22 protein-coding genes are annotated in these 19,028 nt (G+C 38.8%); 12 read left to right on the top strand and 10 right to left on the bottom strand.

Annotated features, from left to right (window positions below; translation table 11 throughout):
- Window positions 1-239: 239 nt before the first annotated feature.
- Window positions 240-743 carry a hypothetical protein gene (locus tag BANVL01_RS24310; RefSeq protein ID WP_066087140.1) on the bottom strand — a complete coding sequence of 168 codons (504 nt, stop codon included), beginning with the start codon at window positions 741-743 and terminating at the stop codon, window positions 240-242.
- Between the two features lie 449 nt (window positions 744-1,192).
- Between BANVL01_RS24310 and treP the strand changes: the two genes are divergently transcribed.
- The 6 genes from treP to BANVL01_RS24280 all read left to right on the top strand — a co-directional run bounded on the left by treP (window position 1,193) and on the right by BANVL01_RS24280 (window position 6,647).
- On the top strand, window positions 1,193-2,617 hold the full coding sequence (gene treP, locus BANVL01_RS24305) for a PTS system trehalose-specific EIIBC component (protein ID WP_066096510.1): 1,425 nt from the start codon (window positions 1,193-1,195) through the stop codon (window positions 2,615-2,617).
- Between the two features lie 78 nt (window positions 2,618-2,695).
- Window positions 2,696-4,363: an alpha,alpha-phosphotrehalase gene (gene treC / locus BANVL01_RS24300; protein ID WP_066087137.1), complete on the top strand. Its 1,668-nt coding sequence runs from the start codon at window positions 2,696-2,698 to the stop codon at window positions 4,361-4,363.
- Window positions 4,364-4,377: 14 nt separating this feature from the next.
- Window positions 4,378-5,091 (top strand): trehalose operon repressor, encoded by a 714-nt coding sequence (gene treR / locus BANVL01_RS24295; RefSeq protein WP_066087134.1) that lies wholly within the window; start codon window positions 4,378-4,380, stop codon window positions 5,089-5,091.
- Window positions 5,092-5,219: 128 nt separating this feature from the next.
- Window positions 5,220-5,897 carry an SOS response-associated peptidase gene (locus BANVL01_RS24290; protein WP_066087133.1) on the top strand — a complete coding sequence of 226 codons (678 nt, stop codon included), beginning with the start codon at window positions 5,220-5,222 and terminating at the stop codon, window positions 5,895-5,897.
- A 236-nt stretch (window positions 5,898-6,133) separates the two neighbouring features.
- Entirely contained in the window at window positions 6,134-6,364 is a 231-nt protein-coding gene (locus tag BANVL01_RS24285; RefSeq protein WP_066087130.1) for a hypothetical protein, read from the top strand.
- Between the two features lie 64 nt (window positions 6,365-6,428).
- The gene (locus BANVL01_RS24280) at window positions 6,429-6,647 is read left to right on the top strand and encodes a hypothetical protein (RefSeq protein ID WP_066096507.1); all 219 of its coding nucleotides are present in this window, start codon (window positions 6,429-6,431) and stop codon (window positions 6,645-6,647) included.
- Window positions 6,648-6,985: 338 nt separating this feature from the next.
- Here BANVL01_RS24280 and BANVL01_RS24270 read toward each other — a convergent pair whose 3' ends face one another.
- The gene (locus BANVL01_RS24270; protein ID WP_066087125.1) at window positions 6,986-7,474 is read right to left on the bottom strand and encodes a hypothetical protein; all 489 of its coding nucleotides are present in this window, start codon (window positions 7,472-7,474) and stop codon (window positions 6,986-6,988) included.
- Window positions 7,475-7,657: 183 nt separating this feature from the next.
- Here BANVL01_RS24270 and BANVL01_RS24265 point away from each other — a divergent pair, with 183 nt between their 5' ends.
- On the top strand, window positions 7,658-8,707 hold the full coding sequence (locus BANVL01_RS24265; protein ID WP_066096506.1) for an ion channel: 1,050 nt from the start codon (window positions 7,658-7,660) through the stop codon (window positions 8,705-8,707).
- A gap of 28 nt (window positions 8,708-8,735) precedes the next feature.
- Here the strand turns inward: BANVL01_RS24265 and BANVL01_RS24260 are convergent, their stop codons facing one another.
- Window positions 8,736-9,173, bottom strand: coding sequence for a GNAT family N-acetyltransferase (locus BANVL01_RS24260; protein ID WP_066087123.1), 438 nt, complete (start codon window positions 9,171-9,173; stop codon window positions 8,736-8,738).
- A 275-nt stretch (window positions 9,174-9,448) separates the two neighbouring features.
- Window positions 9,449-9,820, bottom strand: a complete 372-nt coding sequence (locus tag BANVL01_RS28090) for a hypothetical protein (protein ID WP_066087120.1) — start codon at window positions 9,818-9,820, stop codon at window positions 9,449-9,451.
- A gap of 302 nt (window positions 9,821-10,122) precedes the next feature.
- On the opposite strand from BANVL01_RS28090, the gene BANVL01_RS24250 reads away from it, so the two are divergent.
- Together BANVL01_RS24250 and BANVL01_RS24245 are read left to right on the top strand one after the other, a co-directional pair.
- Window positions 10,123-11,130: a permease gene (locus tag BANVL01_RS24250; RefSeq protein WP_235845741.1), complete on the top strand. Its 1,008-nt coding sequence runs from the start codon at window positions 10,123-10,125 to the stop codon at window positions 11,128-11,130.
- Window positions 11,131-11,142: 12 nt separating this feature from the next.
- Window positions 11,143-12,054, top strand: coding sequence for a TIGR03943 family putative permease subunit (locus BANVL01_RS24245; RefSeq protein WP_066087114.1), 912 nt, complete (start codon window positions 11,143-11,145; stop codon window positions 12,052-12,054).
- Window positions 12,055-12,094: 40 nt separating this feature from the next.
- On the opposite strand, the gene BANVL01_RS24240 is transcribed toward BANVL01_RS24245, so the two are convergent.
- From BANVL01_RS24240 to BANVL01_RS24220, 5 genes are all read right to left on the bottom strand, one after another.
- A complete protein-coding gene (locus BANVL01_RS24240; RefSeq protein WP_066087112.1) occupies window positions 12,095-12,970 on the bottom strand; it encodes a metal ABC transporter permease in 876 nt (291 codons plus the stop codon).
- Complete coding sequence (locus BANVL01_RS24235; RefSeq protein ID WP_066087109.1) at window positions 12,892-13,623, bottom strand: metal ABC transporter ATP-binding protein; 732 nt, start codon at window positions 13,621-13,623, stop codon at window positions 12,892-12,894. Before BANVL01_RS24235 ends, BANVL01_RS24240 begins: the two co-directional genes overlap by 79 nt.
- Before the next feature lie 109 nt (window positions 13,624-13,732).
- A complete protein-coding gene (locus BANVL01_RS24230; RefSeq protein ID WP_066096503.1) occupies window positions 13,733-14,689 on the bottom strand; it encodes a metal ABC transporter substrate-binding protein in 957 nt (318 codons plus the stop codon).
- A 98-nt stretch (window positions 14,690-14,787) separates the two neighbouring features.
- Complete coding sequence (gene rpmG, locus BANVL01_RS24225) at window positions 14,788-14,937, bottom strand: 50S ribosomal protein L33 (protein WP_066087106.1); 150 nt, start codon at window positions 14,935-14,937, stop codon at window positions 14,788-14,790.
- Window positions 14,938-14,955: 18 nt separating this feature from the next.
- A complete protein-coding gene (locus BANVL01_RS24220) occupies window positions 14,956-16,152 on the bottom strand; it encodes a GTP-binding protein (protein ID WP_066087103.1) in 1,197 nt (398 codons plus the stop codon).
- A 280-nt stretch (window positions 16,153-16,432) separates the two neighbouring features.
- On the opposite strand from BANVL01_RS24220, the gene BANVL01_RS24215 reads away from it, so the two are divergent.
- Window positions 16,433-16,888: a hypothetical protein gene (locus tag BANVL01_RS24215; RefSeq protein ID WP_066087100.1), complete on the top strand. Its 456-nt coding sequence runs from the start codon at window positions 16,433-16,435 to the stop codon at window positions 16,886-16,888.
- A gap of 37 nt (window positions 16,889-16,925) precedes the next feature.
- On the opposite strand, the gene BANVL01_RS24210 is transcribed toward BANVL01_RS24215, so the two are convergent.
- Window positions 16,926-17,327, bottom strand: coding sequence for an SET domain-containing protein (locus tag BANVL01_RS24210; RefSeq protein ID WP_066096501.1), 402 nt, complete (start codon window positions 17,325-17,327; stop codon window positions 16,926-16,928).
- Window positions 17,328-17,556: 229 nt separating this feature from the next.
- On the opposite strand from BANVL01_RS24210, the gene BANVL01_RS24205 reads away from it, so the two are divergent.
- Together BANVL01_RS24205 and BANVL01_RS24200 are read left to right on the top strand one after the other, a co-directional pair.
- Window positions 17,557-17,958 (top strand): hypothetical protein, encoded by a 402-nt coding sequence (locus BANVL01_RS24205; RefSeq protein WP_066096498.1) that lies wholly within the window; start codon window positions 17,557-17,559, stop codon window positions 17,956-17,958.
- Window positions 17,959-18,115: 157 nt separating this feature from the next.
- Window positions 18,116-19,006 carry an alpha/beta hydrolase gene (locus BANVL01_RS24200; RefSeq protein ID WP_066087097.1) on the top strand — a complete coding sequence of 297 codons (891 nt, stop codon included), beginning with the start codon at window positions 18,116-18,118 and terminating at the stop codon, window positions 19,004-19,006.
- The last annotated feature ends 22 nt before the right edge of the window (window positions 19,007-19,028 follow it).

The raw sequence follows: 19,028 nt of genomic DNA, 5'->3' as shown, positions 1-19,028 counted from the left end.
AAATATAGAATGGTTCCCTATATCAGAAAAAAGAACCCTTGATTAAAGTCAAAGGTTCAAATAAGAACTTAGTGGTCTAGACTAAGTTCTTTATTAGGAGGTCAAAACTCAGAAGAATTTTAACATCATTATTTTACCATTTTCAAAATATTCTTTCAACAATTTAAAGTTGTAAAGAAAGAAAGTGATTCAAATGGCATGCGATGAATACATGCCATATAGACTATGTCCAATTGATCCTAACTTTTAGAACTTACCTTCATTTCCTTCATATCCGCTTCATGCTGGATGGAGCGTGCAGAGAGAATTTCGATTACTAATTGTTGACGATCTTGGATACGCGATAACCGTTTTAAATCTTCGTCTACTGAATTTTCAAGTTGTTCATACTGAGCAGGAATAGTTTTCAGCATTCGTTCCATTCTCTCCTGACCTTTTTCTAAATTGGTTAATCGTTCGGTTGTTTCAGAACGAAACTCAGTTACTTCATCTTTAAGATTAGCTAATTCTGATTTAATGTTCGTCGTGTCCGCTTGTAAAGTATCTACTTTCGTGTTTAATCCTGTGAAGTCTTTTTGCAATGTATCTGCTTTCGTGTTTAATCCTGTGAAGTCTTTTTGCAATGTATCTGCTTTCGTGTTTAATCCTGTGATGGTTTTTTGTAAACCTGATACATCCGTTCGAATTCCAGTTAATTCTTCCTTGAGCACCTCGCGCAACATTTCTTTCAATTGTTCAGTCATTTCACTGCCTCCAATTTCTTTTATTTTACCACGCTCAGAAATTTCTTGGCTGCTAAATACGCAAATAGAACATATGTTTTATTTTTATATTTTAACTCTCTTCACATAAATTGTCTATTTAAATGATTCCCGATTACGATTTCTTTTAACATCACTTGATATTTCCCTCTACCCCTTTCCAAAAGCATGACTAAACAATTATTGATGGTTCATAATAACTTTAATTCCAAATTCCCCCTTTTCCCAAATCAAATCCAATCATTAGCTAAAAATAAAATAAAATAAAAAACCCCTGTTGACATACCTGTATATACAAGTTAAAATGAAAACGTAATCAAAACTTGTATATACAAGCAAAACAATTGGATGAAAACGTACACATGCCTGTATATAAAAAGGATAGAGATAAAATTGGGGTTAAAATTCCATTTAAACAGGGGGAAAGACAAATGAGTAAGTACACAGAGCCATCTAAAGATCTGCTGGAGCACATTGGCGGTAAAGAAAACATTGCTGCCGTTACCCATTGTGTAACAAGAATGCGGTTTGTTTTAAACGACCCAACTAAAGCAGATATTAAAGAAATTGAATCAATTAAACTTGTAAAAGGGACCTTTACCCAAGCAGGTCAATTTCAAGTAATTATTGGAAATGAAGTCTCAAGCTTTTACAACGACTTTGTCAAAATTGCCGGTGTAGATGGGACAACTAAAGATGAAGCAAAAGTTGCAGCCAAACAAAATCAGAATTGGCTACAGCGGATGATGGGGCATCTAGCTGACATTTTCACTCCATTAATTCCTGCTCTTGTTGTCGGAGGTTTGATCCTCGGCTTCAGAAACGTGATTGGCGATATCAAATTACTTGAAGATGGAACCAAAACCATTGTTGAAGTTTCCCAATTTTGGGCCGGTGTCCATGCCTTCCTCTGGCTGATTGGCGAAGCGGTCTTCCACTTCCTCCCAGTCGGGATTACCTGGTCGGTGACGAAGAAAATGGGCGGTTCGCAAATACTGGGTATCGTCCTTGGTATTACACTCGTTTCTCCACAATTGCTTAATGCCTATGGCGTCTCGGGAGCAAAAGATATTCCGGTTTGGGATTTCGGCTTTACGCAAATTAAGATGATTGGTTACCAAGCACAAGTCATTCCTGCTATTTTAGCCGGCTTATTATTAGCATTCTTGGAAACAAGACTTAGAAAAATTGTACCAAATTCGATTTCAATGATTGTTGTTCCGTTCTTTGCGTTAATTCCAACAGTTTTAATCGCACATACAGTATTAGGCCCAATCGGCTGGAGCATCGGTTCTGCAATTTCAAATGTGGTATATTCAAGCTTAACATCCGCTTTTGGCTGGGTATTTGCCGCTATCTTTGGTTTTGCTTATGCACCGCTTGTTATCACTGGTTTGCACCATATGACAAATGCGATTGACCTTCAATTGATGAATCAGTTTGAAGGCACAAACCTATGGCCGATGATTGCCTTATCCAATATTGCTCAAGGCTCTGCCGTTCTTGCAATGATTTTCATCAATTGGAAAAATGAAGAAGAAAAGCAAGTGTCGATTCCAGCAGCCATCTCTTGTTACTTAGGTGTAACAGAGCCGGCCATGTTCGGGATTAACTTGAAATATGGCTTCCCATTCTTAGCTGCTATGCTGGGATCCATGGCTGCAGCAGTCATTTCCGTAGGTAGCAATGTCATGGCCAACTCAATCGGTGTCGGCGGAATTCCTGGATTCTTATCCATTCAGCCGCAGCATATGGTAATGTTCGCTATTTCCATGGTCGTAGCGATTGTCGTACCATTCATTTTGACCGTTGTCTTCGCCAAAACAAGGATGAATAAATTTTCTTTCAAAAAATAAATAGTACTCCAGTAATGGAGGGAGATGCCTCCCTCCTTTTTCTTATTATTTTTCAAATAAAACAGGCAGGTGTTTATTATGCAACAAGAATGGTGGAAAAAAGCAGTCGTCTATCAAATCTATCCAAAAAGCTTTAATGATACAACAGGAAATGGCATCGGAGACATCCAGGGCATTATTAAAAAACTAGACTATTTAAAAAAACTCGGAGTTGATGTTCTCTGGCTTACTCCTATCTATCAATCGCCTGGGCGTGATAATGGGTATGATATTAGTGACTATTATTCCATTCACGAAGAATATGGAACAATGGAAGACTTTGAAAAGCTGTTGGATGAAGCCCACAAACGCGGATTGAAAATTATCATGGATATCGTTATTAACCATACTTCTACTGAGCATGAGTGGTTTAAACAAGCAAGATCGTCCAAGGACAACCCATACCGTGATTTCTACATTTGGAAGGATGACTTGGACGGACAACCTCCGACTAACTGGGAATCAAAGTTTGGCGGCTCAGCGTGGGAATATGATGAAGCAACTGAACAGTTTTACCTCCATTTGTTCGATGTCAGCCAAGCGGATTTAAACTGGGAAAATGAAAAGGTCCGCGAAGCTTTATATGAAATGATGCATTTTTGGCTGAAAAAAGGCGTTGACGGATTCCGTCTTGATGTAATCAACCTAATATCCAAAAACCAGCAATTCCCTCAAGATAACAGTGATGGGCGCAAATTTTATACAGATGGACCGCGCATTCATGAGTTTCTTCATGAGATGAACGAACAGGTTTTTTCAAAATACGATATCATGACTGTTGGGGAAATGTCGTCTACCTCAATTGATAATTGTATCAGGTACACCAACCCTGACCAAGAAGAGCTAAATATGACGTTTAGCTTCCATCATTTGAAAGTCGATTATCCTAATGGAGATAAATGGACAAAGGCAGATTTTGATTTTCAGTCTTTGAAAGATATCCTCTCAAATTGGCAGGTGGAAATGAACAAAGGCGGCGGCTGGAATGCCCTCTTTTGGTGCAATCATGACCAGCCACGTGCCGTTTCTCGGTTTGGTGATGACGAAAAATATCACAAGGAGTCAGCTAAAATGCTAGCAACAGCGCTGCATATGATGCAAGGCACACCCTATATATACCAAGGCGAAGAAATCGGGATGACCAATCCGAAATTCGAGTCGATTGAAGACTATCGTGATGTCGAGTCTTTAAATATGTTTAACCTCATGAAACAGAATGGCTTGGATGAAGCAGAGATTATTGAAATCCTTAAACAAAAATCACGGGACAATTCGCGGACACCTGTCCAGTGGAATAGCAGTGAACACGCCGGATTCACGACAGGAACTCCTTGGATTGCGACAGCGGCGAATTATCAAAACATTAATACTGAAAAGGCCGTTAACGATCCAGACTCGATTTTTTATCACTATCAAAAGCTAATTCAATTAAGAAAAGACTATGACGTGATAACAGACGGTGATTTCGAGCTTATTTTAGACAACGATGACGAAATTTTTGCTTATGTAAGAACAAGCGGAACGGAAAAACTGCTCGTTATCAATCATTTTTACGCCAATGAAAAGGTATTCCTCCTCCCTGCTCATTTACAGCTTGATGAGTATGATAGTAAGGTGCTAATCTCTAACTATGAGGATTCTGCCCCGCTTGGACAAAGTATTCGCTTGCGGCCGTATGAGTCGATTGTGTACCACCTGAAAAAATGAACGGAGCTGTCGTGATGACAAATAAGTACCTAACCATCTATAACGAAATTGCCCGGCAAATTAAGAGCGGAGAAATTCCGGCGCAGACGCTTCTCCCCTCTGAAAACGACTTAAAGGATCAATTCGATACTTCGAGGGAAACAATTCGAAAGGCCTTAAATCTGCTCTCACAAAATGGCTATATCCAAAAAGTTAGAGGAAAAGGTTCGATTGTCATCGACATCAGTAAATTTGATTTTCCTGTTTCCGGACTAGTTAGCTTTAAGGAATTAGCGAAAAAAATGGGCAGCAAGCCAAAAACGAATGTCCACGAACTTGAGTTAGTTAAGCCCGATAGTTTTATCAAAAAACAGCTCCAGCTTTCTAGTAAAGATCTCGTTTGGAAAGTTATTCGCACACGAGAAATGGGCGGGGAAAAAATTATTTTAGATAAGGATTACTTAACTAAAAAATTCGTGCCACACTTAACAGAAGATATTTGTGCTGATTCGATTTATCAGTATCTTGAAAACGAATTAGGACTTTCGATTAGTTTTGCGAAAAAGGAAATTGTTGTCGAAGAGCCGAATGAAGAAGACCGCGCTCTTATGGATCTCGAAGGCTTTCACAATGTGGTCGTCATTAAAAACTATGTTTATCTAGATGATGCAACCCTTTTCCAATACACCGAATCCAGGCATCGTCCTGATAAATTCCGCTTTGTTGACTTTGCCCGGAGAACACGCTAATAATGGAGAAAAGACCTACTAGTCAGTTGATAGCAGGTCTTTTCTCATTCCCGTTTGTTGAACTACGCTTAAAGATTTTATCCATGAATTTTGCTACAATATTGGTATCAATTACTGAGGTGATGTGCATGTGCGGCCGCTTCACATTAACGGCAACATTCGAAGAAATCATCGATCGCTTCGATATACAATCCTTCATGGAGGAAGAGCTTTATTCGCCAAGCTATAATATTGCCCCCTCACAGGCAGTTCTAGCTGTAATCAATGATGGGAAAAAGAATCGTATGGGCTTTTTAAAATGGGGTCTCGTCCCGCCATGGGCAAAGGACGGATCCATTGGCAATAAAATGATCAATGCCAGAGCTGAAACAATCGCTGAAAAACCAAGCTTTCGCGCCGCTTTCAAAAAGAAACGCTGTTTAGTCATTGCCGATAGCTTTTATGAATGGAAACGCCACAATAACCAAACGAAAACACCGATGCGCATCAAACTAAAATCGAATGATTTGTTTGCCATGGCCGGTATTTGGGAGGGCTGGAAATCGCCGGAGGGAAAAACACTTTACACCTGCTCGGTCATCACAACAGGGCCCAATAAATTAATGAAGGATATTCATGACCGGATGCCTGTTATTTTACTGCCGGAAAATGAAAAAACTTGGCTGGACCCGTCCATTTCAGATTCCAGTCAGCTCCATTCATTACTAGTTCCCTTCGATGAAAAATTAATGGAGACATACGAGGTATCTCCCCTCGTGAACTCCCCTAAGAATAACTCGATTGACCTAATTCAAAAAATTTGTTAAAAAATATTTTTAAAAATGGACATGTTCACTACAAGCAAGTACAAGCTAATTCATATGATGTACTAACCCATAAAGTTTTTCCTTCTTAAAAGCGGCTCCGGCCGCTTTTTTTTTTGAAGTCGAATATGTCAAAACAAGAGAATGGTCTTAATACCACATTCAGCGAATATAGTTTATGAATACACATGATTGCATTCCGTCCTTTTTCTGAATAGAGATAAAGAAAGGAGAATAAAATGGTTTTTATCCCTACAAAAATCAATATTGGCGGTATTAAAATTAACAGTGCCGAACATAAAAGTGCCGTATCCATTGGAGAAAATTTTCTAAAAGGAAATAATACGTTTGCGAAAAAAAATCAAGGATTTGGCCAGCAACTTGGGGATTTAACTCTTGATTTTCGCCCCATTCATATTACTTTCGATGACGAAATTATCGATAATCCGGTGGTAAAGAATAGCCATTAAAATTATCTTAATTTGGTTAGAAAACAATTAAGGCATAGGAGTGAGCAATTTGAATATCGCACCAATGGCCATCAATTTTTTAGGATTTAAGGTGAATACAGTCGATAATTCAGCCTTCGTTAATTTGGGACCAAACCAATTCGTCGATATGTTTGTTTCTTACAAAAGAAATCAGGGGGTTGGCGAACAGAACGGTGACATTTCTCCTGTAAATATCCCGATTTCATGGGTGGTTGACCCTGATGTAAATGATACCAATTCCGCAAAGAACAGCATTATTTAACTGTAATGTGTTTAATCACAAGGGGTGATAGTTTGGTATTCGCACCGATGGTTGTAAATCTCGGGGGTGTAAAGGTCAATTCAATCGACCACGCATCCGTCCTCAATTTTGGACCTAACCAGTTTATTGACCATTTCGTATCATACAAACGAAATCAGGGATATGGTGAACAAAATGGAGATTTGGTTTCTATGATCATCCCTATCTCCTATATCTTAGATTCTGACATAAGCGATACATGGATCACCAAAAATAGCATAGTTTAAAAAACAACTACCCCTATCTGGTTTGGATAGGGGTTAATTTATTTGTTATTACTCTTCCCCCTTTAATTGTTATTAATGAATCGAAGCTGTCAATTGTTTTTTTAAGTTCCTAAAACCTAATGCTGTAAAAATACTAAAAACGATTCCCATACAAAAGGTGATCCAGTTAAAAAAAAGCGTATTCGTATACTGATTGTACCAGCCAAATTGGTAAATCCTCGACTCAGGATCCTCCGGCCCTCCACCCAGCAGATCTAACAAATTTTGAACAAAGTTTATTTCCAGGAAGATGAGGACGATAAAGGTTATGAACAAAGTTATAAGCAGGATGAGCCGCTGCTTAAGTGTGAAATCATGAGCGACCTCCAAAAACCATCTGACAAAGTTAAAGAGGAATAGAAGATAAAATAGTACAGTTGGGATGGTAAACAAAATGGCAATATTTCCATTTCCCGAAATCTGTGATGGTTTAACTGTACATAGGTCAATCAAAATAAATCCCATAATACTTAAAACCATTAACATAATCCAAAAAACTAAATAAACTGTCCGCTGCCTCATGTGTTTAACCCCCTTTATATCAACATCAGCCTTTTCCTTTCTTTATGCAAAATCTTTCTAGAAAATAACGGATAATGGTGCCTGACACCATGTAATTTTCGCAGCAATTAATTATTAATCTGCAAACTATGGGAAATATAAGCTTATTCGACAGTTGGAAGGCAGGAACGATTGCTGGTGGGAATGAAGCTAAAAAAATGGCTCTATTATCTGATAAAGCTTCGGGACAAAATCTTTATACCGTTTGCCATTTTGTACATTTTAATGGCAGCATTGGGAATCTATTTATTGGAGCCAAAAACATTTGAATCCTATTTAACCTCTATTTACTGGGTTTTGACAACTCTTGCTACCGTCGGTTTTGGCGACTATACTCCAGTAACCGATGCTGGCAAGGCCTATACTATTTTCCTTTATATCTCTGGAATTGGACTTGTCGGCGTTTTTATTGGAAAAGTGATTAATTCTATTTATCTAATCGATAAACTTAAAATGGGAGGGAAAATGAAATACACAGGCAAAAACCATATTATCCTTATTGGCTGGAGTGCAAAATCAAAATTAGCAATCGAAGAAATAGTAAAATCTGATAAAAAAATCGATATTGTCATCATTGATGATGTGGAAAAGGTCCCTATATTAGCGGAGCGGATGTTTTATATTCGCGGGAATGCGAGCGATGAGAAAACATTACTTGATGCAAATTTACCAAAAGCAACCGGGGTCATCATTTTTGCTGACCAAATTACCCAAGACAACTATGCAAGAAAAGATCCGCTTCTCGTTGATGGCAAAACGTTATTAATCGCGACCGCCATCACAACCATCGAGGAAAAATACCATAAGTCCATTCACGTTACTGCTGAGGTCATTCATCAAAATCATATTCCCTTATTCAAGCATGTGAAAGTCGATGAATTTATTCCGACCGAAGAAATGATTTCTCATGCAGCAGTAAGGTCGTTATTTTCTCATGGTGTTACTTATATGTTTTCTGAGCTGATGAGCACACAATATGGGGAAGCAATGTACGAGATTCCGAAACACGATGAATGGCAGACATACCGTGATGCCTTTTTCGATCTTCTCAGCAAAGGGGCGACACTTGTTGCCGACCGCGGTGACCTGCATATAAACCAAAAACTTGATGATAAAATTCCTGATAATGCCCAGTTATTCGTAATTTGTGATAAAGAGACCCTCGAGCAATTAAACACAAATACGATTCAATAATGGGATGCAATGCTTGCATCCCGATTATTTAAATCGAAAAATAATAAAAGTAATTGGATTCTTTTTTAAAGCCAACTTTTTCATACAGTCGCTGCGCCTTTTTGTTATCCTCAGTTGTTTCCAGCAAAACACCTTTTGCACCCGTACTCTCGGCAAAGTGGATTGCCTCTTTTAGTAAATTTCCCCCTACGCCCTGTCCGCGGACCTCTTCCTTCACATACAAATCATTTAACAGCCATGACCGCTTCATACTCACCGAGGAAAATGTTGGATAAAGCTGCACAAAACCAACTGGATTTTGATTGTCATAGGCAATAAATACTCTCGATTCTTCGTTCGTTAATCTTTCCTTCAAAAAGCCCCTTGCCCCTTCTAGGTCGGACTTTTGCTGATAAAACAGTCTGTACAAATCAAATAGTTCAGTTAAAGCATCAAGGTCATGTAATGTTGCCTTTTGGATCTTCATTTAGATAGTCTCCCTTTTTATTTGGGTTTACCGTTATTCTTATATTTAACCAATAAAATCATGATAAATCCACTCTTCTTAGTTGTATATTCTTTATATTTCATTTAATTCCTTCTAAAACGCATCAGACTGTTAAGATATTTTTCAAAAAAAATTAATTGGTATGAGTTACCCTGCTAAATTGAAAAATCCTTGATTTCTCAAGGATTTTTCAAAAGGAAAGCAAATTTCAATTTTACAAACGTTTTATATTAACTGGGTGTTAAAAGCTTCCATCAATGCTGGCCGGGAAATCCTCCCATGCCTCCATGTCCGTGATAGCCGTCCCATCCTCCATGTTCACCATGTCCGTGATATCCGTCCCAGCCTCCATGCCAGCCATGACCTGGATATCCTCCCATGCCACCGTGCCAGCCATAGCCCGGGTATCCTCCCATGCCACCGTGCCAGCCATAGCCTGGGTATCCTCCCATTCCTGGATATCCTGCATAGCCTCCATAACCACCCATTCCTGGAAAACCTCCATAGCCGCCTACAGTGCCGTATCCACCCATACCTGGGTATCCGCCCATGCCGCTATAGCCACCAACACCTGGAAATCCTCCCATGCCTCCAAAACCGCCCATAAATTGTCTCGTATCATACATTTGAGCATCTCTCCTTTATTTAGGTTACAGTCTAGACTATGTCGAAATCCCGAAAAGGCATAGGCAAATGTCCTATTTTTCAGGAAACAAATTGGAATTGTTGATATCGCAACGAAAATCAAAGTTCTATGATTCAAATAATATCCTCCCAAAAATAAATAGTAATAATTACGATTTATTAATAATAAGCTAGTTTCATAGAGAGATTATTCTTTCTTAAATATTTTAAAGAAGTCATTTTCTTACAAGAAAAACATACTATTATGTTAGGAGCTAATAGAGCTAAGGAGGAATCTATTATTTTGTTCAACTTAACTAAGTTCATAAAAGGTAGTTTCAGCATTCTATTATTTTCTCTCTTTATTTTTCTTTTTCTTTTTGCGGAGCTAGTAAATAAACTGGCTATTTTCGATAAATTCCCTGGCGCTTTTTTCAATGTCAATACGATTTTCCTTAGCATCATCTTAGAAGCGATTCCGTTTATCTTGTTGGGCGTGTTTGTATCAGCGATTATTCAAGCATTTGTCACCGAAAATACGATTCAGAAGATAATGCCCCGTAATGCTTATTTGGCCGTAATTCCTGCTGCCTTAATTGGCATCATCTTTCCTATTTGTGAATGTACGATTATTCCGGTTGTTCGCAGATTGATTAAGAAAGGAATGCCTGCACATATTGGTGTTGTCATCATGCTTAGCGCTCCCATAATAAACCCTGTCGTCTATGCGTCCACCTATTTTGCGTTTAAAAGTACGCCTTATATGGCAAATGCAAGAATGTTTGTTAGTTTTATCTGTACGATTATCATTGGTTTGATTATTTATCGGTATTTCAGGTCATCTGACGTCTTGAGGACAAGGAAACCAGTACATCAACACCATCATGATCACCATCATCCCCAGAAAAATAAGCTATTGGCAACATTTTATCATGCCAGTGATGAACTATTTGATATGGGCAAATATTTGTTTATTGGTGCATTCTTGGCAAGTTTGTTTCAGGTCTTTTTCGATCGGAATATGTTGTTATCACTTGGGACAAGCACAGCCGGCGCACCAGGAGTAATGATGGGCTTGTCGTATGTTTTGTCAGTCTGTTCTGCGGCAGATGCCTTTATTGCTTCCTCCTTTAGTTCCACTTTTACAAAAGGTTCATTGCTTGCTTTTCTTGTATTTGGCCCGATGCTGGATATAAAAAACACGTTCATGTTAGTTGCTTATTTTAAAAAGAGGTTTGTCTTATTCCTTATGGTTGTGATTCCAATTGTCGTTTATGTCACGGTATATATTTTTCAATTAACCGTTTGGTAGGAGGTTTGCATAATGAAAAGAATGAATAGCGAAAAAAAAACCTATCACCATTTATTCAGGGGCATTATTCTGATCGGATTCATGCTCCTGTTATTGAAACTACTCCTTACGAATAATATCACCCTTTTTATTGCACCTAAGATGAACGGTTTTGTTTACTTTACATTGTTTGTTTTTCTACTATTGGGGGTTTTATTAATATTTCGAGGGACATCTGAAGAAAATGCACACTACGATTGTGAGTGTGAGGGGGAACATTCCTATCCAAAATTGAAATTAATGAGCTTGTTGCTTTATTTAATCTTTATTATTCCAATTACTACCGGGCTCCTTTTTGCCGATCATGTCCTGGGTAGCTCTGTGGCCAAGAATCGAACACTCAAACTTGGCGCAGATTCGCAGGATATGGCAAACATTCAACCAGTAAAGAAGAATAGCTCATCGTCTAATCCAAGTCAACCTGATTCCACTCTTGGCTCATCGTCCGCAGAAATGCCGGAACCATTAACACAAACTGAATATTCATCACTAACTAGCAACCTTTTACAGGCTCCTAGCGTTAATGTTACGGACGACACCTACGTTCCGATGGTGAATATTATTCAAGAAAAATTACCGAAAATGATCGGCAAAACGATTACCATTAAAGGATTCATCTATCGAGAGAAAAATCTCTTTCAAGATCAAATCATTATTGCCCGCTATGGAATCACTTGTTGTGTAGCAGATGCCTCAGTATACGGCATCATGGCAAAAGGAATTGTAGCCAGCCTCCCAAATGACAAATGGATTCAAGTGACGGGTACAATCGAACAAACGATATTCGATGGATCTTCTATTCCGATTATCAATATTCAAGACTATAAAATAATTCCCGTTCCTAAACAGCCGTACGTTTATGATGCCGGGGTGAGAATAGAATAAAATTTGCCAAAAGAGCTTAGATTCTTCTAAGCTCTTTTGGTCAATTGTCAAATGATCTTGCTTGCGGAACTTGAATGATTTTTCTGCTTCTCCTTTTCAAAACCCTGGAGAAATGGAGAACCACCTTCTGCACAAAAAAACCTACCAATAAAATGATGATTAAGATGAGCGTAATTGTAGCCCCGGGAGGCGTTCCCAATTCATATGAAGAAACAAGGCCGGAATAAATACTTACAATCGATGTAACTTCAGCAACAAGAATAACCATAGTAAATCCCTTGGCCAAGCGAATTGCAAAAGCCGCCGGCAGGACAAGTAAAGCTGAAACCAGTAATACTCCAATGGTTGGAATAATCACCGAAATTGCCAGTCCCGTAATAATACTAAATGAGAGAGAAAGCAAATTGATATTAACTCCACTAGTGTAGGCGGTGTCTTCATCAAATGTCATCAAATACAATGGTCTTTTGAGCACAATAAAATATAGGATGATACAAGCTGCAACCACTGTTAGTACCTTTACTTGTAATGGACTAATCGTTACTATCGAGCCAAATAGGTATTGATCAATTGAAGTCGATGGCCCGCCATTACTAATACCCATCAGGAATAAGGCAAACGACAGTCCTGCAGCCATCAAGATAGCAATCGATACTTCAGAATAAGTCCTGTAGGCACGGCGCATATATTCAATTCCTATCGCACCGATGACGACTATTAAAATAGTGGAAAAAGTAATATTGATATGAATGAAAAAACCAATCGCAACTCCCGAGAGTGAGATATGAGAAAGGGTATCGGCCATTAACGCCTGACGCCTTAAGATCAGGAACACGCCTAATAAAGGCGCAATGATGGCAATGACTCCTCCGGCCCATAAAGCCCGCTGCATGAATTCAAGACTAAGCATTTCCATCCCCCATGTTCCCCCCTTTCCAACTGAAGAGTTTTTGTAAGAAAAGGATCTACCTCGTCCTGATTATGAGTCACCATAATGACTGTTCTTCCATGCTCTTTTACTTGATGGGACAAAAATTCGTAGAACTCTTTTCTGCTGCTTGCATCCATTCCTGTCGTTGGTTCATCTAACACAAGTAAGTCAGGTTCTGACGCTAAGGTCCGAGCAATACAGATTTTTTGTTTTTGCCCGCCGGATAATGAACCGATTTTATGATGACGGAATTCCCACATTCCTACCATCTTTAACGCATTTTCTACTATTTTTACATCAAGACTGTTTAAGCGCTTGAACCATTTTCCTTTTTTAAATCGGCCAGAACGAACTAGCTCCAACACGGTACTGGGAAATCCGGCATTAAATGAAGCAATTTGCTGGGGCACATACCCAATCGTAAGAGCTTCACCTCTTACGTTAATCTTGCTAACAGATATGTTGCCTTCCCATGGTTTAAGCAATCCAAGCAGCAACTTAATCATCGTGGTTTTGGATGCGCCGTTTTGTCCAGTTATTCCGACAAACTCGCCACTTGCAATTTCAAATGAAACACCATTTAGACTGGGTAAATGGTTATAGCCAAACACAATATTTTGCACGGAAGCAAGAATCATTCGTTAGCACTTCTCTTTCCTATCTTTTCTAAATCCGACCTATGTGAAAAGGAAAAAGTGTAAGGACTCTTATTCGATTCGTACACTTTTTCGTATTCATGAATTCCTCTTAGTGTGAGAGTGTTTCCACGAGGGTCTTTAAATTATTTTTCATGACTTCAATGTAATTTAATCCCTTTTCCTGATCCTCTTTGCTTAAGCCCTCAAGTGTATTAAGAACTTTTGTTTTTGCCCCGATTTCGCTTGCCAGTGTCTCAGCAACTTTTGGGGAAGCCAACTCTTCAAAATAAATCGTATGAAGATTATGTTCTTGCGCAAATGTTTTTAGCTCCGCTAATCTTGCGGCACTTGGCTCCTCTTCCGGAGATAGCCCAGCAATCGGGACCTGCATAAGACCGTATTCCTTTGTCAAATAACCAAAGGCGGCGTGTTGGGTAATAATTTCTTTTCCTGCATACTCTTTTAGGCTATCCCGATAGCTTTGATCAAGACTTTTAAGTTGTTGGATGTAATCTTGACTATTTTTCTCGTAAACTTCTTTATTTTTCGGATCCTTTTTCACAAGTGCTGCAGTGATTGTCTCAACTTCCTTTTGAGCAAGCGCCGGGCTTAGCCATACATGAGGGTCCATGGCATGACCATGACCATGATCATGATTATGGTCTTCCCCATCCTCTTCCTCAGCCGTCCCTTCCATTAAAGCAATCCCTCCACTGGCTTCAATAAATAATGTTTTATTATTTTTATCGAGTGACTCCTCCACCTTTGGAACCCAAGTCTCAAAAAATGGACTGTTGTATACAAGAAGATCAGCTTTCTGAATGTTAGCCATATCCTTTGGTGATGGTTCCCACGCATGTGGCTCTGAACTTGCAGGAATTAAGAGATCCACTGTTGCTTGATCGCCTGCAATGTTTTTCGTAAACTCATACATTGGATAAAAAGTGGTAACTATATGAAGTTTTTTATCTCCATCAACGCTACTTTTTTCATTAATTGATTCTTTAGAACTGCATCCGGAAATGAAAGTAAAACAAGCCAGCGTTACAATGCCAGTCTTTATCATTTTCGTTAGTTTATTTTTTTCCAAGTTTCTCTCTCCCTTTTTAATCGAAATAATTACGATTTACAGCCCGAAATCAACCGCTCTTTTCTCAAAATTCGTTACTTTGTTTCTCTATGCAACGTGTGTCGCTTTAACCGTGGGCAATACTTTTTCAATTCGAGGCGCTCAGGGTTTGTTCTTTTATTTTTTGTTGTAATATAATTTCGATCTCCTGTTTCTGTACAAGCTAGAGTGATTGTTACTCTCATTTTTTCAACCTCCTGATATTAATTTATTGCAGCTTCTGTAAATAATGGCAGCGGATCGTTAAACAAAGACCAGTCCTCTGATAACTCATCATCTGACAGTAAACATTGATCAAGCGAACGCTTGATCTCCTTTTGATTCATCTCAATTCCGATCAATACAAGTTCGGTTATCCGGTCTCCATAAGTATCATCCCAACGCGCTAACAATTCCGGTTCTTCTTTCAATATTTCCTCTTGTTCTTCCTTTGAAAAGGATGCAATCCATTCTCCCGCTCCCTGAAAGGTGATCGATGGACCCGCCTGTGAAAGTAGGCAAGCGATATTATTCCGTGATGCCAGCCAAATAAATCCCTTAGCCCGGACCACTTCAATTGGCCAATTTTCTAACCAATTCATTATGCGTTCTGGATGAAATGGCCTTTTTCTTTTGTAGACAAACGAAGAAATACCATATTCCTCTGTTTCCGGAATGTGTTCCTCATTCAATTCCTTTATCCATCCTGCACCTTGACTCGCATTTTCAAAGTCAAACAAGTTCGTATCCAAAACCTCATGCAATGGAATAACGGAATGGTTGGTTTCTAAGATTCGAGCATCTGGATTTAACTTTTGAATGACTGCCTTTAATTCACTTATTTCCTCATTGTCCACGAGGTCGATTTTATTGAGCAGGATAACATTGGCAAACTCGATTTGATCAATCAATAAATCCACCACTTCTCTTGTATCATTGAGGTCGGTTGACTGTTTGCGATCAATTAAACTTTCTCCTGATGAAAAATCATACCAAAACCGATTGGCATCGACAACGGTGACCATCGTATCCAAACGACAGAATTTCGACAAATCAATCCCTAAATTTTCATCCACGTATGTAAAAGTTTGCGCAACTGGAACTGGTTCACTGATTCCCGTTGATTCAATTACGATGTAATCAATCTCACCTGTTGAAGATAGTTTTTCCACTTCGATAATCAAATCTTCCCTTAGCGTGCAGCAAATGCAACCATTATGCAACTCTACCAGTTTTTCATCTGTTCGTGAAAAACCACCTTCTTTAACGAGCATGGCATCAATATTTACTTCACTCATATCATTCACGATTACCGCAACCTTTTTATCTTCACGGTTTTCCAAAATATGATTCAGCAAAGTGGTTTTTCCTGACCCAAGATAGCCGCTTAACACGGTAACGGGAATTCTGTTTCTTCTCAACTGTACATCTCTCCTTCGTTTTGTTTTCAGCAATTATGAATTCCACATATTATATTGCGGATAAACCATAATCATTACGATTTAAACATTAAAAAAATAAGCAGTAGACGATGCCATCTGTCATCCACCTATACATAATAAAACGGAATGATTACTATTTGCAAGTGTTTTTGTTAATTTCCTACCTTTTCTACATCTTTTTCGATGGGCTCTTGGTTATTTATGTTAAAATTAATATTAGGTGATTAAGGGTCTATATAAAATAAAAGGGGGTTGTTTGATGCGCCTGAAGTGGTCAAAATTTGTCTTAATGGGAATCTGGGTTGTAGGTTTATTTGGATTGTTACTTATCGGGTATCATCTTGAACTCACCATAAAACAAAAAGCTGACGAAACTTTTAATATTTTACCTCTCTTCTGGTTTTACGCAACAGTCCCTTTTTTGTTTGGCATTTATATTTCTTTACTTTTCGTAAAAGGTTGGTCGTTTAAATTTAATCCACCCTTATTTTTGTGCGTGACTGTTCCGTGTCTAATAATTTCGTTTTATAGTCCTGTCGTTTACACGATTGTTGCAAATACAACCTTTGCTTCTTCCTTTAATGGACCTGCCCCGTTCTGGCTATTGAAAATTAATTCCTTTGGCATCGCTGCAATTGTAGCTGGCCTGACCTTTACCGTGGGATTATTCGGTATTAAACAACAAATCAAAGATGGATTAAAAAAGGATAGATAAAGCAGAATTAACTGCTTTCACCTATCCTTTTTTTCATTCATTCATTTTCTGTTGTATTATTTTCATCTTTATTAAACCAAAGCGGTTCATTGTCATCCTCATCGCCATTATAATTGATGAGGATTTCTTCCCCTGCTTTTATATCTTTATAAGCATAGAAATCAAAGGAGTGATTTGGAAAATTAATTTCATATGTAGCATTTGGCTCATACGAATGGTTAAACAACATGCCATATCCTAAAACGAACGCGGTGTGGTTCACACCATATTCAAAGGCATAATCAGCAAGTAAGGTTTTTTCTATGTGAACATGCTCCTCGTTTGGATAAGGAATAACCGGTGCTTGATGAATCAGCTCACCTTTTGCGATATCACGCGTTGCAAATACCCCTCTATTTAACTCCCCATCACTGAGAGTCGAAGTTTTAATCTCAATCATATTAATCACCTATTAATTCTTTCATAAGAAGATTTTTTACCTCCTTAAGCTTGCCAGTAATTAATACAGAAAGCAAATGTTTTTTCTTATTATGGTGCCTGACACCAATTTGGAAATTATGGTGATCCCTTTTTTGGAATTACAACCATACCTTTTGATAAAAAGAGTACTATTTTTCCAAAAGCATCATAATATAGAATATACGTTCGTGGGGAGGCGAGGATTTTTGATGAAGAACAATGAATCCTTCATTACAGGAGAGATGTTGGTCAAGTATTACGAACTAAATAAGCAGAAAAAGGAAATTGAACTCGAAATGAATGAATTAAAGGATGCTTTTCAAACTTATTTTAATAACTTGGTTGGCCCCGAGCATAAAGGGGAAATTACCATCAGCGGTTACAAGCTGCAAAGGCAGATTCGCAAAACGGAAAAATACAATGAAGACGAAACGATTAAAAGATTAGAAGAGTTACAGATGAATGACCTGATTCAAGTCGTAAAAAAGCCAGATCATGAGAAAATTAAATCAGCGCTTAATTTAGAATTACTAAGTCCAACTCATATGGAAGGCTGTATTCTTACCACCTACTCACCGGCAATAATAGTAAAACCAATCACGCCAAGATAATCCTTTTCAAATGTTGACGAACCGTTTGCTTCGGAGAGCTCAAGCAAATGGTTCTTTTTCAAAAAAACATTTGTTAAATAATGGAGGATTTCCGCAAACAATGCCGAAATACATATAGGTATATGCTTACACTCCATAATTGAAAGGGGAAATTGCAATGGCAAGTCCTGAAAGTATGATGGTCAAGCAATTTTTAAAAGCATCGACAGCAAACCTATCGACAGAATTCAATTTGGAAGCAGCGCGAAATAACCTGGAGGCTTTATCTGGATTTACACCAATTGCACCGAACATTAAGGTAGAAAAAACGACAGTTGAAGGAGTTCCCGCTGAGTGGGTGACAGCTCCAAATGCGAAGGAAGATCGTGTACTCCTCTATTTGCATGGGGGTGCCTACATAATGGGAAGCTGCACGACGCATCGTTATTTAGCTTCTAAACTATCACAGTCTACAGAAACCAGGGTGTTAGTTCCTGAATACCGGCTAGCACCAGAACATCCTTATCCAGCAGCAATTGAAGATGCCGTTCGTGCCTACCGCGGAATAATTTCTTCTGGCGTATCTCCTGAAAAAATCATCATTGGCGGAGATTCGGCTGGCGGTGGACTCACCTTAGCAACGCTTCTATCGTTAAAAGAAGCAGGAGACACCTTACCTGCTTTAACAGTGCTTTTATCACCATGGACTGATTTGGAAGGCACCGGAGATTCTATGCAAACGCGGGCAGATGCCGATCCTTGGCTACAACCCGAACCAATTAGCGCAACAGCTGCTTTGTATATTCGCGACCTTGATCCGCGTCATCCGCTCGTTTCACCCATTTATGCAGACTTATCAGGACTTCCGCCGATGCTAGTTCATGTTGGCAATGACGAAATCCTGTTAGACGATTCTGTCCGTCTGGTAGACCGCGCCCGTGCCGCAGGAGTGGAAGTCAATTTTAAAATTTGGGATGATATGTGGCATGTGTTTCAAACCTTTGCCATCCCAGAAGGCCAGCAGGCGATTGATGAGATTGGCGAATTTGTTATTCAACAATTAAATTAGAGTAAAATAAAACGCTTGGCAC

The organism is Neobacillus novalis NBRC 102450 (genome assembly GCF_001591805.1).
GTDB classification, from domain to species: Bacteria; Bacillota; Bacilli; order Bacillales; family Cytobacillaceae; genus Neobacillus; species Neobacillus novalis.
This window is presented reverse-complemented; position numbering and strand designations above follow the sequence as displayed.